The organism is Pseudochelatococcus lubricantis (genome assembly GCF_042432495.1).
GTDB lineage: Bacteria > Pseudomonadota > Alphaproteobacteria > Rhizobiales > Beijerinckiaceae > Pseudochelatococcus > Pseudochelatococcus lubricantis.
In genome coordinates, this window is sequence record NZ_JBHLXC010000006.1 from 402,017 (window position 1) to 415,673 (window position 13,657).

Below are 13,657 nucleotides of genomic sequence, written 5' to 3' on the forward strand. Positions count from 1 at the left end.
CCCTCCTTCACTGGTCAAGAGAATCGGGAAACGAGAAGGCGCCGGCGAGGTGCCGCCGCCACCACCCCGACAGCGCCACCTCGCACACGGCCGCGCCGTCGTGCGCATGCACCATGCGCGCGCCGTTCGGCCCCGCCTCGCTGGCGATGGCGAGGTGCTTCGCCGGCACATGCGCGCGCCAGCGGAACAGCAGCACGTCGCCCGCGCGGATGGCGTCCGGGCTCACCGGCCGGAGATGCCGCAGCGCCGCGTCGCGCAGGGTCTCCACGCCGCCCGCCTCCGCCCAGTCGGCGCTGTAGGGCGGCGGCGTTTCCGGCGCGCGGCCGTACAGCGCCGTCCAGACGCCGCGCACGAGCCCCAGGCAGTCGCAGCCCACGCCCTTCAGCGCCGCCTGATGCAGGTACGGCGTGCCGATCCAGCTTCGCGCCTGCGCGACAATGGCAGCGCGCGCGATCATCGGAACAGGCTCCCGCCGTCGAGCCCCGGCTCGCCCTGCGACGGGTAGCGCACGACGAAATCGTTGCCGGGCATGTGCGGAAAGCCGCGAAAGTTCACCGCGTTGCCGAATTTCGCCCGGCAGGTGGCGAAACTCCTGTCGCAGCCAGCCGTCACGGCGAACGCATCGCCCGCCGCGATTGCCCTCGCCGCCGGCGTCCACAATTGCAGCGTCGCGCCCCGGTGCGCCTTCACCCCGGCGGTGACGCCGGCGTTCGCGCCGCCCTGAAACGTCAGCACACCGCCCGTGAACCAGCCGTCCGCGTATCCGCCGAGCACCGCCGCCGAGAAGCCGAGCCGCCCGTCCGTCGTCTCCACCGTTCCCGCCGCGCGCAGATGCGGCGCGTCGAGCGCCACCCTGCAGCGGCTGTCGCCGGGATCGGCCGCGCAATCCGCCCGGTAGACCCGGCCCTGCTCCTGATCGTAACGGTGCATCGCGCCGCGCAGCTCCGCCGTGAAGGCATGCTCGGTGCGCCTGATCTCGCCGATGGACGCAACGTCGAGCAGCAGCCGCTGCGCGACGTCCGCCCAGTTCACGAGCCACGTCTCGACACCCGCGTCGTCATATTGCCCGCCGGCGAGATCCTCCTCCGTGATGCTGGCCGCCGCCAGCACGCCCGCCACGTCGCCGCCCGAAACGGCGAAGCCCAGCTCCGCCGTCGCCTCCGCCGCCTCCAGTCCGGAGCGGGCCAGAAAGGTCACACCCGCGAAATGCAGATCGCGGTCGTGGTCGGTGAAACCCGCGGCCGTGCCGTCGCGGCGCAGCAGCTTCCAGCAGCGGCAAAGCGTGGTCACGCCCTCGCCGAGGTGCGACGAGAGCCCATCCGATAGCGCGCGCATGGCGCCTCCTTTTCAATCCAGGATTTCGACGAGCGGAATGGCCGGGATGACGCCGGCCGAGAACGCCGCGAAATCGATGCCAAGCGCATCGGTATCGAAGCGCACGGGTACGTCGAACGCGAACCCGGCCGTCACCGCCGCCCCCGCCTGCGGCGCCTGCGCGAGTGTCACGCGCCCCGTCGCGGTGTCGACATCGAACGCCTCTGCCGGCAGCGCGGCTCCATCGAGGCCGACGGAGACCGTTCCTGCCAGCGGTTTGGCGATCCGCCTCACATAAGGCGCGTAGCCCGTCCCGTAGCTTTTCACGAGCTGGAACGTCCGCGCCGCGCCGTCGCCGGTGCCAATCCGCTGGTCGGTGAAGGCCGGTGTCCGCGAGGGCGCTCCCGAGCGGCAATCCATCCGGTCGTGCCAGCGGAAGCCGAAAAGCCTGCCGCGCCGTTCCTCGAAGAAGACGAGCACCGTGTGCAGCGCATCGAGCGTCTTGATGCCGTAGCCGGCGTCGTAGCGCCTGCGCGATTGCGCCCAGCGCGCGTTGCGATGCTCCGCGCCGGAGCCGAGCGTCACAACGTCGGTGCGCCATTCCGGCCCGCCGCGCCCACCGGGCGTTACATCGAGCGGAAAGCGCACTTCATGAAAACCTGCCGGCATCGTCATGCTCCCGTGTCGTCCGGAAAGGCGCGCATCAGCGCCGCAAGCTCCCCGCCGGAAAGCGGCGCGCGCGGCGGCCCATAGATGCCCGCCGCCGCCGCCAGCTCGCGCGGCGTCATGCCCCAGAAGGCGCGCGACGACAGCCGCAAAACGCCGAAGCCCAGCCGCATCGCCTCCTCCCATGGAAAAGGCCGCGTCGCGTCAACGGCATGCGAAGGCCCGCCTGCGGCTTCCTCCTGCCCGAAGGTCGCGGTGAGCAGCTCCGTCACGGCGCGCAAGATTTCCGGCAGTGCCCGCGCCACCGGCAGGCGGGAGGCGTCGAGGCTGCTGCCCGCCCCGTGCAGTCCCGCCTGCAGGATGTGCGTGATATCGCGCGCCGAGAGCCCGCCCGCCGCCAGCCGCCGGCCGAGCGCCACGAGGTCCGCGACGCCGAAGGCGTCCTCCAGCTCCGCGAGCGCGCCCAGTGTCAGCACCAGCTTATGGCGCTCTCCGGCGAGCACCGCCTCGATCTCGCCCCGTCTGCGATTGGCCATGATCGTCCTCCCGATGACCGTCCTCACAATGCGCTGAAAACGAGGGCGCCGGCCGATTCCAGCGCCAGATCGAACGTCACCTCGCCAGCATGGTCGCCGCGGTATTCGAGGCTCGTCACCTGAAACGGCCCCTCGATCCGCCCGAAATCGGGCACGATCACCTGCCAGGTGGCGATGGTCGCGTCGAAGAAGCTCTGGCGCACAAGCGCGTCGGACGCCTCATCCTTGAACACGCCGGCGCCCGTCACCGCCGCGCGCCGCACGCCCGCCCCCGCCAGCAGCTCACGCCAACGCCCGACGGATTCCGCGTGCGTCACGTCGACGGCCTCCGCGTTGAACGCGATCTGGCGGGCACGCAGGCCCGCCACCGTCACGAAGACGCCGCCGCCGTCGCGGACCTTCAGCAGCAGGTCCTTGCCTTTCTGGGCACCCATCCGCTCCTCCATCAATTCCGGGTTGAGAGTACTTCCGTCACCGCCCGCAGCCGCAGCACCACGCGGGAACGGTCGGCGCGTGTATCGCGCCGCGTTTCGGACGACGTGACCCGCAGGTTCACCAGCCGGTGGCCGTCTGGCGTCAACGCCGCTCCGTCCAGCAGTTCGCCGATCCGCGCCGCCGCGCGCAGCGCCATCCGCGCCCCGCCCTCCACCGACCACACGCTGATGGCGACGTCCTGCTCGTGGCCCTGGTCGCTGCCCGTCGACCAGTCGCGCAGCCGCGTTTCCGAAAACACGGCGTACACACCGCGCGCGCCGCGCGGCGCCTCGTCATGGATCGTCGCGCCGCCGAGCATCGCCGTCAGCGCCGCATCCCGCGCCAGTGCCGCGACGATGGCCTCGCGCAGCGCCAGCACCGGCCCTTTCGCTTCCGCCCCGCTCATGGCGTGATCTCCTCTGCCACCACGACGAGGCCACGGCGCCGCCCGTCGGGGTCGGCGGCGGACAGCACCGCGAACACACGGCCGCCGAGCCGCAGCCGGCTGCGGCCGTCGATATCGGCCCTAAAGCCGGTCACGATACGCCACGTCGTGGCGATCTCCCGCCGCTCCGCCGCCTCCCGCGCCGCGCCGGACGACGCGCCGACCGCCTCCAGCGTTCCCCACAGGCGGGCGCGGCGCGCGTAGCGGCGCACCACGCCGCCCGCGCCGTCGTACTGCTCCACCGGCATCTCCAGCCAGAAATGCCGCCGCCGCTCGCCGATTCCGCGCACCGCCATCTCACAGCCTCCCGCGCCGGTAGGGCGCGATCAGCGCCAGCGCCTCGGGCGGAATGGCCGGCACCTCGCCGGTGCCGTCGCCGCGATGCTCGTACCAGCGCGCCACGATGGCCCGCACCGCCTGCCGCAGCGGCATCGGCACGTCGGCGGCGGCCTCTCCGTAGCCGGCCGTGACATCGATCTCGATGCCGGAGAACGGCCGTCCCGGCGCCGGCAGTGCCGCCGCAGGCATAAGACGCGGCGGTTCGGCGAGCGTATCCACATGGAAATGCGTCGCCGGCACCGCCATCGCGGCGCCCGCCGCATCGAACACGCGCGCGCCGTCGAGCCTGATGACGGGCGAAAGAGGCAGCCGGATCGGGCCTGCCGCCGGCCAGCGGTCGAGCACCAGCCGCCAGGTCTGCGCGACGAGGCAACGGCCGCTTTCGGCCTCGACCATCAGCCGCGCGGCTGTCATAAGCGATGTGATGAGCCTGTCCTCGTCGTCATGGTCGAGGCGCAGGTAACCCTTGATATCGGCGAGCGTCACCGGCTCGGCTGCCGGTCCGGTCAGGAGAAGCGGGGTCATGATGATCCTTCGGAAATCGGCGCGCGTGAACGCGCGCGTGCATGTCGCGGCGGCAACGGTCGTTGCCTCGCTTGTTGCTGGTCTGGCCGCCACGCCGGCCGCCGCCATCGTCCGCGGCGCGGAGAACGGCGGCCCGCTGAAGGCGCGCACCGTGATGGTGCTGTCGAAGGGCGGCGGCGTGTGTTCCGGCATCGTGCTGGCGCGGGATGCGGTGCTCACCGCCGGCCATTGCGTCGCGGGCGGGCGCGAGATCCGCGTCCATTTCCGCGACCCCTCCGGCGAGCCGGTGTTGCTGGAGCCCGCCGAGGTCGCGACGCACGGCGGCTACAACGCGGGCGCGATAGAGGCGCGCCAGCGCTCCATAGACCTCGCCCTCATCCGCCTGCCCGCGCCCCTGCCCGCCCGTTTCGCGCCGGCGGCCCTCAGCGCGGCGAAGCTGCCGCGCGCCGGCACGCCCGTCACCGCGCTGGGCTGGGGCACGGCGGCGGAGGGCGACCCGAAAACGATGGGCACCTTCCGCGCGGCGGAACTCGTCATCGTCGAGCCCTACGGACCGGGCAAGATCCTGCTGTGGGCGGCCGATCCGTCCGGGCTCGGGAAGCGCCCCGGCGCCGGCGTCTGCCAGGGCGACTCGGGCGGCCCCATCGTGCGCGGAGACGGCGCCGTCATCGCCGTCTCCACCTGGGCGAAGGGCGCGGGCAACAGCCAGTGCGGCCTCTACACGCAGGGCGTTCTCGTCGCCCCCCAGCGCGGCTTCATCGACGGCACCCTGAACCGCTGGGGCCGCACGGCGGAGTGGCGTTAACCGCCTGCCGCGGGCGCGGCGGAAGTGCCGAACTTCAGCAGCTTGATGGCGTCGAAGTCCTGCACGCCGCCGCCCACGCGCTTCGTGGTGTAGAACAGCACGTAGGGCTTGGCGGAATACGGATCGCGCAGCACGCGCACGCCCGCGCGGTCCACGACGAGATACCCGCGCCGGAAGTCCCCGAAGGCGATGGAGAGGCTGTCGGCACCGATGTCCGGCATATGCTCCGCCTCCACGATGGGGAAGGAGAACAGCGATGCCGCCTGGTCGGCGGTGGCTGGCGGCTGCCACAGGTAATGCCCGTCGCCGCCCTTCAGCTTGCGCACGGCGCTCTGCACTTTCCGGTTCATCAGGAAGACGCCGTTCTGCCGGTAGCCCGCCTTGAGGCTGTAGATGAGATCGAGCAGGATATCGGCCGGGTTGCTCGCCGGAAATGCGCCGGATGCGCCCGTCACGGTGGTGCCGAGCTTGCCCCATTCCCAGTCCGCGTGGGCGGCCGTCGGATACTTGACGACCCCCTTCGGCTGGCCCGTGCCGCTGCCTTCGATGAAGGCTCTGCCCTCCTGCTCGGCGAACGCCGTTTCCACCTCCGAGACGAGCCATTCCTCAATGTTGACCACCGCGTCGTCGAGCAGGGTCTGCGTCGCGGCGGGCAGCGCGTAGAGTTCGAGGGCGGGAAAGTCGAGTTCCGCCAGCACGGGCGTGTCGGTCTGCGCCCGCGCGCCCGTCTCCGCGACCCAGCCGGCGCCCGCCGCCGTCTTCGTGACCGCGCCCTTGTAGGCCGCGCCGGAGATAAGCCGCACGGAGGCGAGCGCTCGCATGGGCGAGATGTCGCCGAGGCGCGCCAGCACGTCCCGCTCCACCGCCGCCGGCGTCAGATAGCCGCCGTCCGGCCCCGATCCCGCCGAGAGGGCGCGGGCGCCGCCCGCCTTCAGCTCCAGCGCCTTCAGTCCAGCCGTCTCGCCGCCCCGCATGTAGCCGGCGAACGCACTCCGGTGCTCCTCCACCACCGGATCGGCGGCGCGCCCCTCGATCCCCGCGAGCGCGGGCCGGCGCGCCTCCAGCATCAGCCGGTCGAGCCTGCCTTTGGTCTCGTCCACGGCCCGGTCGATGCGCGCGACCCTGTCCTCGATCACGGGATCGCCGGCCATGCGCGTCTCCAGCGCGTCGATGCGCGCGTCGTTGGCCTCGCGGAAGGCGGCGAAGGCGCGCGAGAACTCCGCGAAGGCGGCGGCAACCTCGCCATGCGAAGCCCTGTCGTGCGCCACCTTGGTCTCGGGCGCGCCGGTCGGCAGCGTGGCAACATCGTATTCAACGGTCATCGGCATATCTCCGTTCAGGAATGAAGTTCGGCCGTCACCCGCCGGATGGCCTCGGCCAGCGGCGGGTTGCCTTTCGTCGCGGGCGCCGCGGCGAGCACCCGTGCTCCCGGCGCCATGGGAAAGGTCACGATGGAGACCTCCCACAGGTCGAGCCGGGATATCCTGCGCACGCCGGAGGCTTCCCGCCGCGCGCGTTCCGTGTGGAAGCCGATGGACAGGCCGTCCACGGCTCCGGTTTTCAGCAGCGCCTCGACATCCCGCGCCCGCCGCGCGTCGAGGCTCAGGCGCCCGCGCACCTTCAGCCCGCGCGCGTCCTCCACGAGCGACAGCCAGGTGCCGAGCGGCTCGCCGGGGTCGTGCTGCCACAGCAGCCGCACTCCCGCCGCGCCGCGCCGCGCGAGGCTCGCCGCGAAGGCGCCGGGTTCGATGATGTCGCCGCCGAGGTCCGGCACGTTGAAAAGGCTCGCGTAGCCCTCGAACACACCTTCCCCGTCGACGGGCCCTATCACGCTCGGCACCGCCTTCAGCTCCGGCAGCCGCCCGGCAAGACGCAGCCCGCCGGCAAGATGGCCCGTCACCAGATGTTCCTCCATCACCGGCCCTCCGGCGCGCGGTCCAGCGCCTTGTTCTGCTTCGCCCCCAGCCTCGTGGGCAGCGGCGCGGCGGGCGCGGCGTCCAGCCGCTCCAGCACGCGGATGAAGGCCGAGATTGCCTCGTCGGCCTTTTGCGGCGCCGGCCTGCGCGGCGCGGTGGCGCGCTTCGGCACCGGCCTTGCGCGGTTGATCGAACGGGCCATGGTCAATTCTCCTTGTCAGCCGTCTTCCCCGTCGTGGCGGCGATTGAAGCGCGCGAGTTCGCGCACGAAGGCGTCGAAACGCCGGTTGGCGCCGGCAAGGTCGCGCAGCGTCAGCACGAGCAGCGCCGAGGCGCCGCCCGCCCACAGGAACAGCGCGAGATGGGCGAGGTCGCCGCGCGCGATGAGGCTTTCCGCCACCGGCGCGAGCACGGCAGCCGGCAGCTCCGTCACGATGTCCGTCATCGCCGGTCTCCCTTCCCGTAGCCCACGGCCTCGCGCTTCTCGTCGGCGGAGAGGAAATCCGCCGCCGTGATGCGCCGCCACAGCGCCTCGCGCTCGCCGGCGAGCGCCTCGATGCTGTCGAGATCGGGGTCGAGCGAGAGGCCGCCGCCGTAGGCGGGCGCCAGCCAGTGCGCCATGGCCTGCGCGGTGCGCCGCACCAGCGGGAGCACCGTCTGCCGCCAGAACGCCCGGTTCGCCTCTGCGTAGTTCGCGTAGGTGGAATCGCCCGGCAGGCCGAGCATCAGCGGCGGCACGCCGAAGGCGAGCGCGATTTCCCGCATGGCGGAGGCCCGCGCTTCCGCGAAGTCCATCTCCGCCGGCGTCAGCGACAGTTGCCGCCAGTCCAGCCCGCCTTCCAGCAGCAGCGGGCGGCCGGCGTTTGCCGCCCCCTGGAACTGCGCCTCCAGTTCCGCCTTCAGCCGCTCGAACTGCGCGTCCGTCAGGTTGGCGCCGTCGGGCCCGGCGTAGATAAGCGCGCCGGAGGGCCGCGCCGCGTTGTCGAGCAGCGCCTTGTTCCACCCCGCCGAGGCGTTGTGGATGTCGAGCGCCACGGCCGCCGCCTCCATGGGCGACAGGCCATAGTGATCGTCGGCGGGATGGAACAGCCGCAGATGCAGGATCGGCGGCACCTCCCCCTCCTGCCGGAAACGCACGGCACTGTGGCCGGCGCGGTAGTCGTAGGCCGCGGCCCAGCCGTCCGGCCCCGGCACCACCTGCATGCGGTCGGGCCGCAGCGCATAAAGCTCGCGCGGCGTGCCGTCGAGCGAGACCGCCTCGACATAGGCGTTGCCCGCCACCAGCAGGTGGCCGTACACCGCCTCCAGAAACGCCGTTCCCGCCTCGCGCGGGCTGGGCCGCGCGATGAGCGACAGCAGCGGATGCGTGTCGAACTCGCGCCGGCCGGCCTTCAGCAGCAGCGGCACGGAAGCCGCCGCCTCCGCCACGAGCCGCACACAGCGGTGCACCACGGCGTTGCGTTGAAAACCCTCCCGCGCAAGTGCCTGATAATCGCGCGGCGTCCACAGCGGCCGCCCGGGCTCCGAGACGGCGAACAGCGCGGCCGTGCGCGAGGCCTTGCGCTCCGGCGGCGCGGAAGCCTCCTGAACGGGCGCGGCCGCGCGCCCTCCGCCGCCGAAAAGGCGGCCGATGAAAGAAGCCATGATCGTTTCCTGATGTTTCGGGATGGACGGCCGTGCCGATCCAATGGCGCCGGCGCGATGCTTTCGGTGAGCGCTACAGTCCGCGCCGCCCGCGCGCCACGGCTCGCGCCAGCGCGGCCGCGACCTGCGCCTCGGAGCGGCGGAAGCTCTCCACGTCGCTGGCGTTGATGGTGACGTTGACGGTCGACGCGCCCCCGCCGGCAGCCTGCACGCCGAGCTTGCCATCCGGGCCGCGCGTCAGCGGCATGATGGCTTCCGCGCCTTTCTCGCCCATGAGCCCGGTCCCACGCCCGAGCGGGAAATAGGTCGGCGCGGCGATGACGCCACCGTCGGCGAAGGGCCGCACCGCGCCGCCCGCGACGACATTGCCCGCCGCGCTCGCCGTCAGCAGGTTGCCGGACAGCGCCGTGCCAAGCGAGCCGATGCCCGCGCTGACACCCTTGTCGAGCAGACTTCCCAGCCCGGACGTCACCGCCGTCTCCAGCGGCTTCAGCGCCGCCTGCAGGGCGAGTTGCGTCAGCCGCGTGCCGAGCGTCCGGACGACGTCGTCGAACTGCTTGCCGTTGACGACGGCGCGCGAGAACACGCCGGTGACGGTATTGCCGAAGCGCTGGGCGACGTCTTCGAGGTCGAGCATCGCCTCCCGCGCACCCTCCACGCTCGCCGTCAGGTTCTCGGCAAACCCGCCGGCCGAACCGATATCGCTCATCCCCTTCTCCCTTCAAAACCGCCCGGCACAGCGCGCCGCCCGCTCCCGCGCAACGCGCGGCAAGCGCGAACACGCGCCCGAGCCAATGCGAGGCTCTCTTCAAAAAAGCGTGAAGCCAGGCGGGCGCCGACGTCGCCCAGCCGTCACAGCCGCCTGATCCGGGGCGCGCCGCCCTCTCCCACGCAAAGCGCGGCAAGCGCGAACGCGCGCCCGAGCCAATGCGAGGCTCTCTTCAAAAAAAGCGTGAAGCCCGGCGGACGCCGACGTAGTCCAGCCGTCACAGTCGCCTGATCCGGGGCGCGCCGCCCTCTCCCGCGCAAAGCGCGGCAAGCGCGAACGCGCGCCCGAGCCAATGCGAGGCTCTCTTCAAAAAAAGCGTGAAGCCCGGCGGACGCCGACGTAGTCCAGCCGTCACAGCCGCCTGATCCGGGGCGCGCCGCTCTTCACGCTCATCAGGCTGGTGATGGCCCAGACGAGCGCGTCGAGCCTGTCCGGCGAGCGGCCGTTGGAGAGCCCGCCGGGCCCGAAATCGGTCATCTCGTCTTCAAGTGCCGGGAACGCGGCGGCATGGCGCACCCTGCCTTGTTCGTAGAGGGCGGCGACGGGTTCCGCGCGCAGGTACTTGCCGCGCGTGGCGCGCACCGGCGTGACGGGCACGGAGGCGTCGACCTCGCCCAATACGGCGATGGCCATTTCACCGCCCTGATTAACCTCCACGGCGAGCGCGTCCGCCCCATGGCGATGGTAGAGCGCGATGGCGCGCGCCGCCCATTCGGCGGGCCGGGCGCGCTCCATGGTGGCGTCTTCCAGCACGTGGAACAGGCCTGCCTCGTCGCGTCCCGCCACCACCAGCCCGCAGGCGTCGGCGCGTTTGCCCGACGTTGCGGGCGGATCGACCGCCACCACGATGCGTGCCAGCGGCGGCGGCGCGTCGATACGCGCGGCGTCGATCATGGCGCGCGTCCACAGCGCGTCCGCCCGCTCCTCGATCAGCTCGCCGTCGAGTTCCTGCCGCCCGAGCCGCGTGCCCGCGTAGCGCCCCACCACGGCATCGAGAAACGCTGGCGCGAGGTTCCAGGCGTTGGCGCGCGTCGCGGCGCGGGTGACGGCGGCGCGCGGGTCCGCCAGCAACCGCTTCAGCAGCGGCACAGGGCGCGGCGTCGTGGTGACGAGCTGGCGCGGGTGCTCGCCGAGCCGCAGGCCGAATTGGAGCATGTCCCAGGTTTCCTCCGCCTGCCGCCATTTGCAGAGTTCGTCGCACCAGGCGGCGGCGAATTGCGGGCCGCGCAGCGCTTCCGGATCTTCCGCCGAAAAGACCTGCGCCACCGCGCCGTTCGGCCATTCCAGCCTGCGGCGCGTCGGTATCCACGCCGGGCGCTCGCCGCACGGATGCACGCCGAGCACGCCCGAGACGCCCTCCACCATCACCTCACGCACGTCGGCGATCGTCTCGCCCACCAGCGCGATGCGCGCCACCGGCCGCCCGCTGAACGGCGGCAGGCCGAGCGCCATGCCCCGTACCCATTCCGCGCCCGTGCGCGTCTTGCCGGCGCCGCGCCCGCCGATCACGAGCCACGTCGTCCAGTCCCCGCCGCCCTGCGCGCAGTCCGGCGGCAACTGGTCGTCGCGCGCCCAGACATCCGCCCAGGCATGCATGAGATAGCGCAGCGCCGCCGCGTCACAGGTCGCGAGGAACGCTCCGAGCTGGCCGCTGGCGAGACAGTTGCTCAAGGCGCCGCGCAAGCGTGTCGCGCAGCGCCGCGGCGTCGCGCGGGAATTCTTCATCCTCGTCCTCCCCGGTCTGCGTTTCCGCCAATTGCGCGTCCGCCCTGTCGATGGCCGCGAGTTCCCGCAGCGTGCGCGCCAGCGTCGCCAGCGCCCGCGCGCGGCGCTCGTGGTCGGCGCCGGGCGCGCCGCCGCCCGTCTCGGCCGCGTATTCCCGCACGCGGCTGTCGATGGCGGCGATCTCGCGGGCCACTGTCTTTTCCAGCTTCTGGATCAGTTGCCGGCGCCCGTTGAGGCTCGCCGCGCGTTCCAGCTTGCCGCCGTCCGCCGGCGCCCGCCCTTCCGGCTTCCCGCCTTTCGGCCGCTTGCCCCAGCCGCGCCGCTCCGCGAGCCGGTAGAGCGCGCGCGTGCTGCACTTGCCGAGCAGCGCCGCGATATCCTGCGCGGGCGTGTTCGTCTGTTCGTAGAGGCGGCGCGCTTCTTTCCAGAGGTCATCGTCGCCGCCGCCCATCTGGCCGGCACGATCAGGCTGAGGCATGGCCCTTCCTCGTTCATGATGTCGGTAATCGGCATTCGTTTCGGGCGCGGACAACCGGCCCATGAAAAAACCCGCTGTCGACGAGGCTGCCTCATCGACAACGGGTCCGGCCCGCACGGTGCCCGGTCAATGGCCGCGCCATCCGGACACACTTTCTGAGCATGGCTGAAACATAGCGGACCAGCGTCACGCTGTCAAGGATTATTTTCCTATTTTTCGATTCGCATCAGGTTCCGCAATCACGGGAAATTGAAGCGAAGCGCTTGATATTCGTGATGAAAATACCACACGTTAAGGGATTTGGGGCACCATGTCGCAGATGGAACCTTTCGTCGGCCCACACGTCTTGAAATTGCCTTCACTTCGCGCGAGGCCCATCACAAACGTTGTCAGTCTTGAGGATATGATGTTCGCGATCAGCAGGCGTGTGTTCGTTTTCGGTGCCCCCCTTGCAGCCGCAGGCTGCGTGACCCAGTCCCCGCCCGTGATCGAGTCGGCAGTTCCCGGCATCGATCCGGGTTTCGTGCGCATGTATGCCGAGATTCCATCCGAGCGCTTCCCCGTTCCCGCCATCGATCTCGTGAAGATCGACCCGCAGTTCTTCCGCCGCGAGATCGCCTACGACACGCCGGAGGAGCCCGGCACCATCGTCGTCGATCCCGGCAACCACTTCCTGTTCCTCGTGCGCCCGGAAGGCCGCGCTATCCGCTACGGCGTCGGCGTGGGCCGCGACGGGTTCGACTGGAACGGCCGCGCCACCATCCGCCGCAAGTCCGAATGGCCGGTGTGGACGCCGCCCGCCGAAATGATCAAGCGCCAGCCGGAGCTGGAGAAATACCGCAACGGCATGCCGCCGGGCCTCGACAACCCGCTCGGCGCGCGCGCCCTCTACCTCTATCAGGGCGACCGGGATACGCTCTACCGCATCCACGGCACCAACGACCCGTCCTCCATCGGCCTGTCGCTGTCGAGCGGCTGCATCCGCCTGCTCAACCAGGACATCATCGACCTGCACAGCCGCGTGCCGCTCGGCACCAAGGTCGTCGTGCTGCAGGCCGATATGCCGGCCGATCTCGCCGCCCTCTGACGGTCAGGCGCCGGCCGGCAACCTGTCGGCCGCCTCCTCCGGCGTCAGCCACTCGAAACCGCCGAGCTGGTGCCGGAACCAGGTGAACTGCCGCTTGGCGTAGTGGCGCGTATCGGCCTGCGCGCCCGCCACCGCCTCGTCGAGGCCGATCTCGCCGCGGATATGGCGGATGAGCCACGGCACGCCGTGCGCCCGCATGGCCGGCAGCGCCGGATCGAGCCCGCGCGCGGCGAGATGCCGCACCTCATCGAGGCCGCCGGCCGCCATCATGGCGAGGAAGCGCGCGTCGATCCGGTCGTTGACCTGCGCCCGTCCGGGCGCGAGAAACACCTTCCGCACCGCCAGCCCCGCGAGCGGCCCCGCCCGCCGCATATTGCGGAAGGAGGCGAGCGGCCGTCCCGTCGCCGCCAGCACCTCCAGCCCGCGCAATATCCGCTGCCGGTCCGTGGGGCTTATGCGCAGCGCGGTTTCCGGGTCGCGCGCCGCGAAATCCGCATAGAGCAGAGGCGTCTCGCGCCCCGCCGCCCGCTCGCGCACCTGCGCCCTCACCTCCTCCGGCACGGGCGGTATCTCGGACAATCCTTCGATGAGCGCCTTGAAGTAGAGCCCCGTGCCGCCGGTGACGACCGGCAGGCCGCCGGCCCGCCACACGTCGGAGAGCGCCGCCGTCACGTCCTCCAGCCAGCGCCCGACGGAATAGTTCACGCCCGCGTCGACATGGCCGTAAAGCCTGTGTGGCGCAAGCCGCTCCTCCTCCTCGGTCGGCCGTGCGGTGATGATTCGCAAACCGGCATAGACCTGCATCGAATCGGCATTTACCACCACGCCGCCGCACCGTTGCGCGAGCGCGAGCGCAAGAGCAGACTTGCCGGATGCCGTCGGGCCTGCGATGAGGATAGCCCGCGTCCCGTGCCGCTCTTCGTTCTCAATCATT

At 71.4% G+C, this 13,657-nt stretch carries 19 protein-coding genes; 2 read left to right on the forward strand and 17 right to left on the reverse strand.

The annotated features are described in order from the left end of the window. Nucleotides 1–7: 7 nt before the first annotated feature. Genes ACFFJ7_RS12590 through ACFFJ7_RS12625 form a run of 8 tightly spaced genes read right to left on the reverse strand, consistent with a single transcriptional unit; the run spans nucleotide 8 to nucleotide 4,299 of the window. A complete protein-coding gene (locus tag ACFFJ7_RS12590) occupies nucleotides 8–457 on the reverse strand; it encodes a C40 family peptidase (protein WP_377592746.1) in 450 nt (149 codons plus the stop codon). Then, nucleotides 454–1,335, reverse strand: coding sequence for a phage/gene transfer agent baseplate hub protein (locus ACFFJ7_RS12595; protein WP_166950673.1), 882 nt, complete (start codon nucleotides 1,333–1,335; stop codon nucleotides 454–456). Before ACFFJ7_RS12595 ends, ACFFJ7_RS12590 begins: the two co-directional genes overlap by 4 nt. A gap of 12 nt (nucleotides 1,336–1,347) precedes the next feature. Next, nucleotides 1,348–1,983, reverse strand: a complete 636-nt coding sequence (locus ACFFJ7_RS12600) for a phage distal tail protein, Rcc01695 family (protein WP_377592748.1) — start codon at nucleotides 1,981–1,983, stop codon at nucleotides 1,348–1,350. Nucleotides 1,984–1,985: 2 nt separating this feature from the next. After that, complete coding sequence (locus ACFFJ7_RS12605; protein WP_377592750.1) at nucleotides 1,986–2,516, reverse strand: rcc01693 family protein; 531 nt, start codon at nucleotides 2,514–2,516, stop codon at nucleotides 1,986–1,988. Nucleotides 2,517–2,539: 23 nt separating this feature from the next. Next, entirely contained in the window at nucleotides 2,540–2,950 is a 411-nt protein-coding gene (locus ACFFJ7_RS12610) for a phage major tail protein, TP901-1 family (protein WP_377592752.1), read from the reverse strand. Nucleotides 2,951–2,961: 11 nt separating this feature from the next. Next, the gene (locus ACFFJ7_RS12615) at nucleotides 2,962–3,396 is read right to left on the reverse strand and encodes a DUF3168 domain-containing protein (protein WP_377592754.1); all 435 of its coding nucleotides are present in this window, start codon (nucleotides 3,394–3,396) and stop codon (nucleotides 2,962–2,964) included. Further along, nucleotides 3,393–3,731 carry a phage head completion protein gene (locus ACFFJ7_RS12620; protein ID WP_377592756.1) on the reverse strand — a complete coding sequence of 113 codons (339 nt, stop codon included), beginning with the start codon at nucleotides 3,729–3,731 and terminating at the stop codon, nucleotides 3,393–3,395. Before ACFFJ7_RS12620 ends, ACFFJ7_RS12615 begins: the two co-directional genes overlap by 4 nt. A 1-nt stretch (nucleotide 3,732) precedes the next feature. Continuing rightward, nucleotides 3,733–4,299, reverse strand: a complete 567-nt coding sequence (locus ACFFJ7_RS12625; protein ID WP_377592758.1) for a head-tail connector protein — start codon at nucleotides 4,297–4,299, stop codon at nucleotides 3,733–3,735. Between ACFFJ7_RS12625 and ACFFJ7_RS12630 the strand changes: the two genes are divergently transcribed. Continuing rightward, nucleotides 4,298–5,104 carry a S1 family peptidase gene (locus ACFFJ7_RS12630; RefSeq protein ID WP_377592760.1) on the forward strand — a complete coding sequence of 269 codons (807 nt, stop codon included), beginning with the start codon at nucleotides 4,298–4,300 and terminating at the stop codon, nucleotides 5,102–5,104. The genes ACFFJ7_RS12625 and ACFFJ7_RS12630 overlap by 2 nt on opposite strands. Here ACFFJ7_RS12630 and ACFFJ7_RS12635 read toward each other — a convergent pair. From ACFFJ7_RS12635 to ACFFJ7_RS12670, 8 genes are all read right to left on the reverse strand, one after another. After that, a complete protein-coding gene (locus ACFFJ7_RS12635) occupies nucleotides 5,101–6,426 on the reverse strand; it encodes a phage major capsid protein (RefSeq protein ID WP_377592763.1) in 1,326 nt (441 codons plus the stop codon). The two genes, ACFFJ7_RS12630 and ACFFJ7_RS12635, sit on opposite strands and share 4 nt — an antisense overlap. Before the next feature lie 14 nt (nucleotides 6,427–6,440). Next, the gene (locus ACFFJ7_RS12640) at nucleotides 6,441–7,019 is read right to left on the reverse strand and encodes an HK97 family phage prohead protease (protein ID WP_377592766.1); all 579 of its coding nucleotides are present in this window, start codon (nucleotides 7,017–7,019) and stop codon (nucleotides 6,441–6,443) included. Then, nucleotides 7,019–7,222: a hypothetical protein gene (locus ACFFJ7_RS12645; RefSeq protein ID WP_377592768.1), complete on the reverse strand. Its 204-nt coding sequence runs from the start codon at nucleotides 7,220–7,222 to the stop codon at nucleotides 7,019–7,021. The genes ACFFJ7_RS12640 and ACFFJ7_RS12645 overlap by 1 nt, the downstream gene beginning before the upstream one ends. Before the next feature lie 15 nt (nucleotides 7,223–7,237). Next, nucleotides 7,238–7,465, reverse strand: coding sequence for a hypothetical protein (locus ACFFJ7_RS12650; protein WP_208394144.1), 228 nt, complete (start codon nucleotides 7,463–7,465; stop codon nucleotides 7,238–7,240). Further along, nucleotides 7,462–8,664, reverse strand: coding sequence for a phage portal protein (locus ACFFJ7_RS12655; RefSeq protein ID WP_377592771.1), 1,203 nt, complete (start codon nucleotides 8,662–8,664; stop codon nucleotides 7,462–7,464). The genes ACFFJ7_RS12650 and ACFFJ7_RS12655 overlap by 4 nt, the downstream gene beginning before the upstream one ends. A 73-nt stretch (nucleotides 8,665–8,737) precedes the next feature. Further along, nucleotides 8,738–9,364, reverse strand: a complete 627-nt coding sequence (locus ACFFJ7_RS12660; RefSeq protein ID WP_377593030.1) for a phage tail tape measure protein — start codon at nucleotides 9,362–9,364, stop codon at nucleotides 8,738–8,740. A gap of 420 nt (nucleotides 9,365–9,784) precedes the next feature. Continuing rightward, entirely contained in the window at nucleotides 9,785–11,158 is a 1,374-nt protein-coding gene (locus ACFFJ7_RS12665; RefSeq protein ID WP_377592773.1) for a DNA-packaging protein, read from the reverse strand. Continuing rightward, entirely contained in the window at nucleotides 11,052–11,636 is a 585-nt protein-coding gene (locus ACFFJ7_RS12670; RefSeq protein WP_377592775.1) for a hypothetical protein, read from the reverse strand. The genes ACFFJ7_RS12665 and ACFFJ7_RS12670 overlap by 107 nt, the downstream gene beginning before the upstream one ends. Nucleotides 11,637–12,102: 466 nt before the next feature. Between ACFFJ7_RS12670 and ACFFJ7_RS12675 the strand changes: the two genes are divergently transcribed. Continuing rightward, on the forward strand, nucleotides 12,103–12,723 hold the full coding sequence (locus ACFFJ7_RS12675) for a L,D-transpeptidase (protein WP_377592778.1): 621 nt from the start codon (nucleotides 12,103–12,105) through the stop codon (nucleotides 12,721–12,723). 3 nt (nucleotides 12,724–12,726) lie between these two features. Here ACFFJ7_RS12675 and miaA read toward each other — a convergent pair whose 3' ends face one another. Continuing rightward, entirely contained in the window at nucleotides 12,727–13,656 is a 930-nt protein-coding gene (miaA, locus tag ACFFJ7_RS12680) for a tRNA (adenosine(37)-N6)-dimethylallyltransferase MiaA (RefSeq protein ID WP_377592780.1), read from the reverse strand. Between the last annotated feature and the right edge of the window lies 1 nt (nucleotide 13,657).

What these genes read in the sequence shown, in the direction of transcription:
- ACFFJ7_RS12590 (WP_377592746.1), bottom strand. Translation starts at nt 457, where the DNA reads ATGATCGCGCGCGCTGCCATTGTCGCGCAGGCGCGAAGCTGGATCGGC.
- ACFFJ7_RS12595 (WP_166950673.1), bottom strand. Translation starts at nt 1,335, where the DNA reads ATGCGCGCGCTATCGGATGGGCTCTCGTCGCACCTCGGCGAGGGCGTG.
- ACFFJ7_RS12600 (WP_377592748.1), bottom strand. Translation starts at nt 1,983, where the DNA reads ATGCCGGCAGGTTTTCATGAAGTGCGCTTTCCGCTCGATGTAACGCCC.
- ACFFJ7_RS12605 (WP_377592750.1), bottom strand. Translation starts at nt 2,516, where the DNA reads ATGGCCAATCGCAGACGGGGCGAGATCGAGGCGGTGCTCGCCGGAGAG.
- ACFFJ7_RS12610 (WP_377592752.1), bottom strand. Translation starts at nt 2,950, where the DNA reads ATGGGTGCCCAGAAAGGCAAGGACCTGCTGCTGAAGGTCCGCGACGGC.
- ACFFJ7_RS12615 (WP_377592754.1), bottom strand. Translation starts at nt 3,396, where the DNA reads ATGAGCGGGGCGGAAGCGAAAGGGCCGGTGCTGGCGCTGCGCGAGGCC.
- ACFFJ7_RS12620 (WP_377592756.1), bottom strand. Translation starts at nt 3,731, where the DNA reads ATGGCGGTGCGCGGAATCGGCGAGCGGCGGCGGCATTTCTGGCTGGAG.
- ACFFJ7_RS12630 (WP_377592760.1), top strand. Translation starts at nt 4,298, where the DNA reads ATGATGATCCTTCGGAAATCGGCGCGCGTGAACGCGCGCGTGCATGTC.
- ACFFJ7_RS12625 (WP_377592758.1), bottom strand. Translation starts at nt 4,299, where the DNA reads ATGACCCCGCTTCTCCTGACCGGACCGGCAGCCGAGCCGGTGACGCTC.
- ACFFJ7_RS12635 (WP_377592763.1), bottom strand. Translation starts at nt 6,426, where the DNA reads ATGACCGTTGAATACGATGTTGCCACGCTGCCGACCGGCGCGCCCGAG.
- ACFFJ7_RS12640 (WP_377592766.1), bottom strand. Translation starts at nt 7,019, where the DNA reads ATGGAGGAACATCTGGTGACGGGCCATCTTGCCGGCGGGCTGCGTCTT.
- ACFFJ7_RS12645 (WP_377592768.1), bottom strand. Translation starts at nt 7,222, where the DNA reads ATGGCCCGTTCGATCAACCGCGCAAGGCCGGTGCCGAAGCGCGCCACC.
- ACFFJ7_RS12650 (WP_208394144.1), bottom strand. Translation starts at nt 7,465, where the DNA reads ATGACGGACATCGTGACGGAGCTGCCGGCTGCCGTGCTCGCGCCGGTG.
- ACFFJ7_RS12655 (WP_377592771.1), bottom strand. Translation starts at nt 8,664, where the DNA reads ATGGCTTCTTTCATCGGCCGCCTTTTCGGCGGCGGAGGGCGCGCGGCC.
- ACFFJ7_RS12665 (WP_377592773.1), bottom strand. Translation starts at nt 11,158, where the DNA reads ATGAAGAATTCCCGCGCGACGCCGCGGCGCTGCGCGACACGCTTGCGC.
- ACFFJ7_RS12670 (WP_377592775.1), bottom strand. Translation starts at nt 11,636, where the DNA reads ATGCCTCAGCCTGATCGTGCCGGCCAGATGGGCGGCGGCGACGATGAC.
- miaA (WP_377592780.1), bottom strand. Translation starts at nt 13,656, where the DNA reads ATGATTGAGAACGAAGAGCGGCACGGGACGCGGGCTATCCTCATCGCA.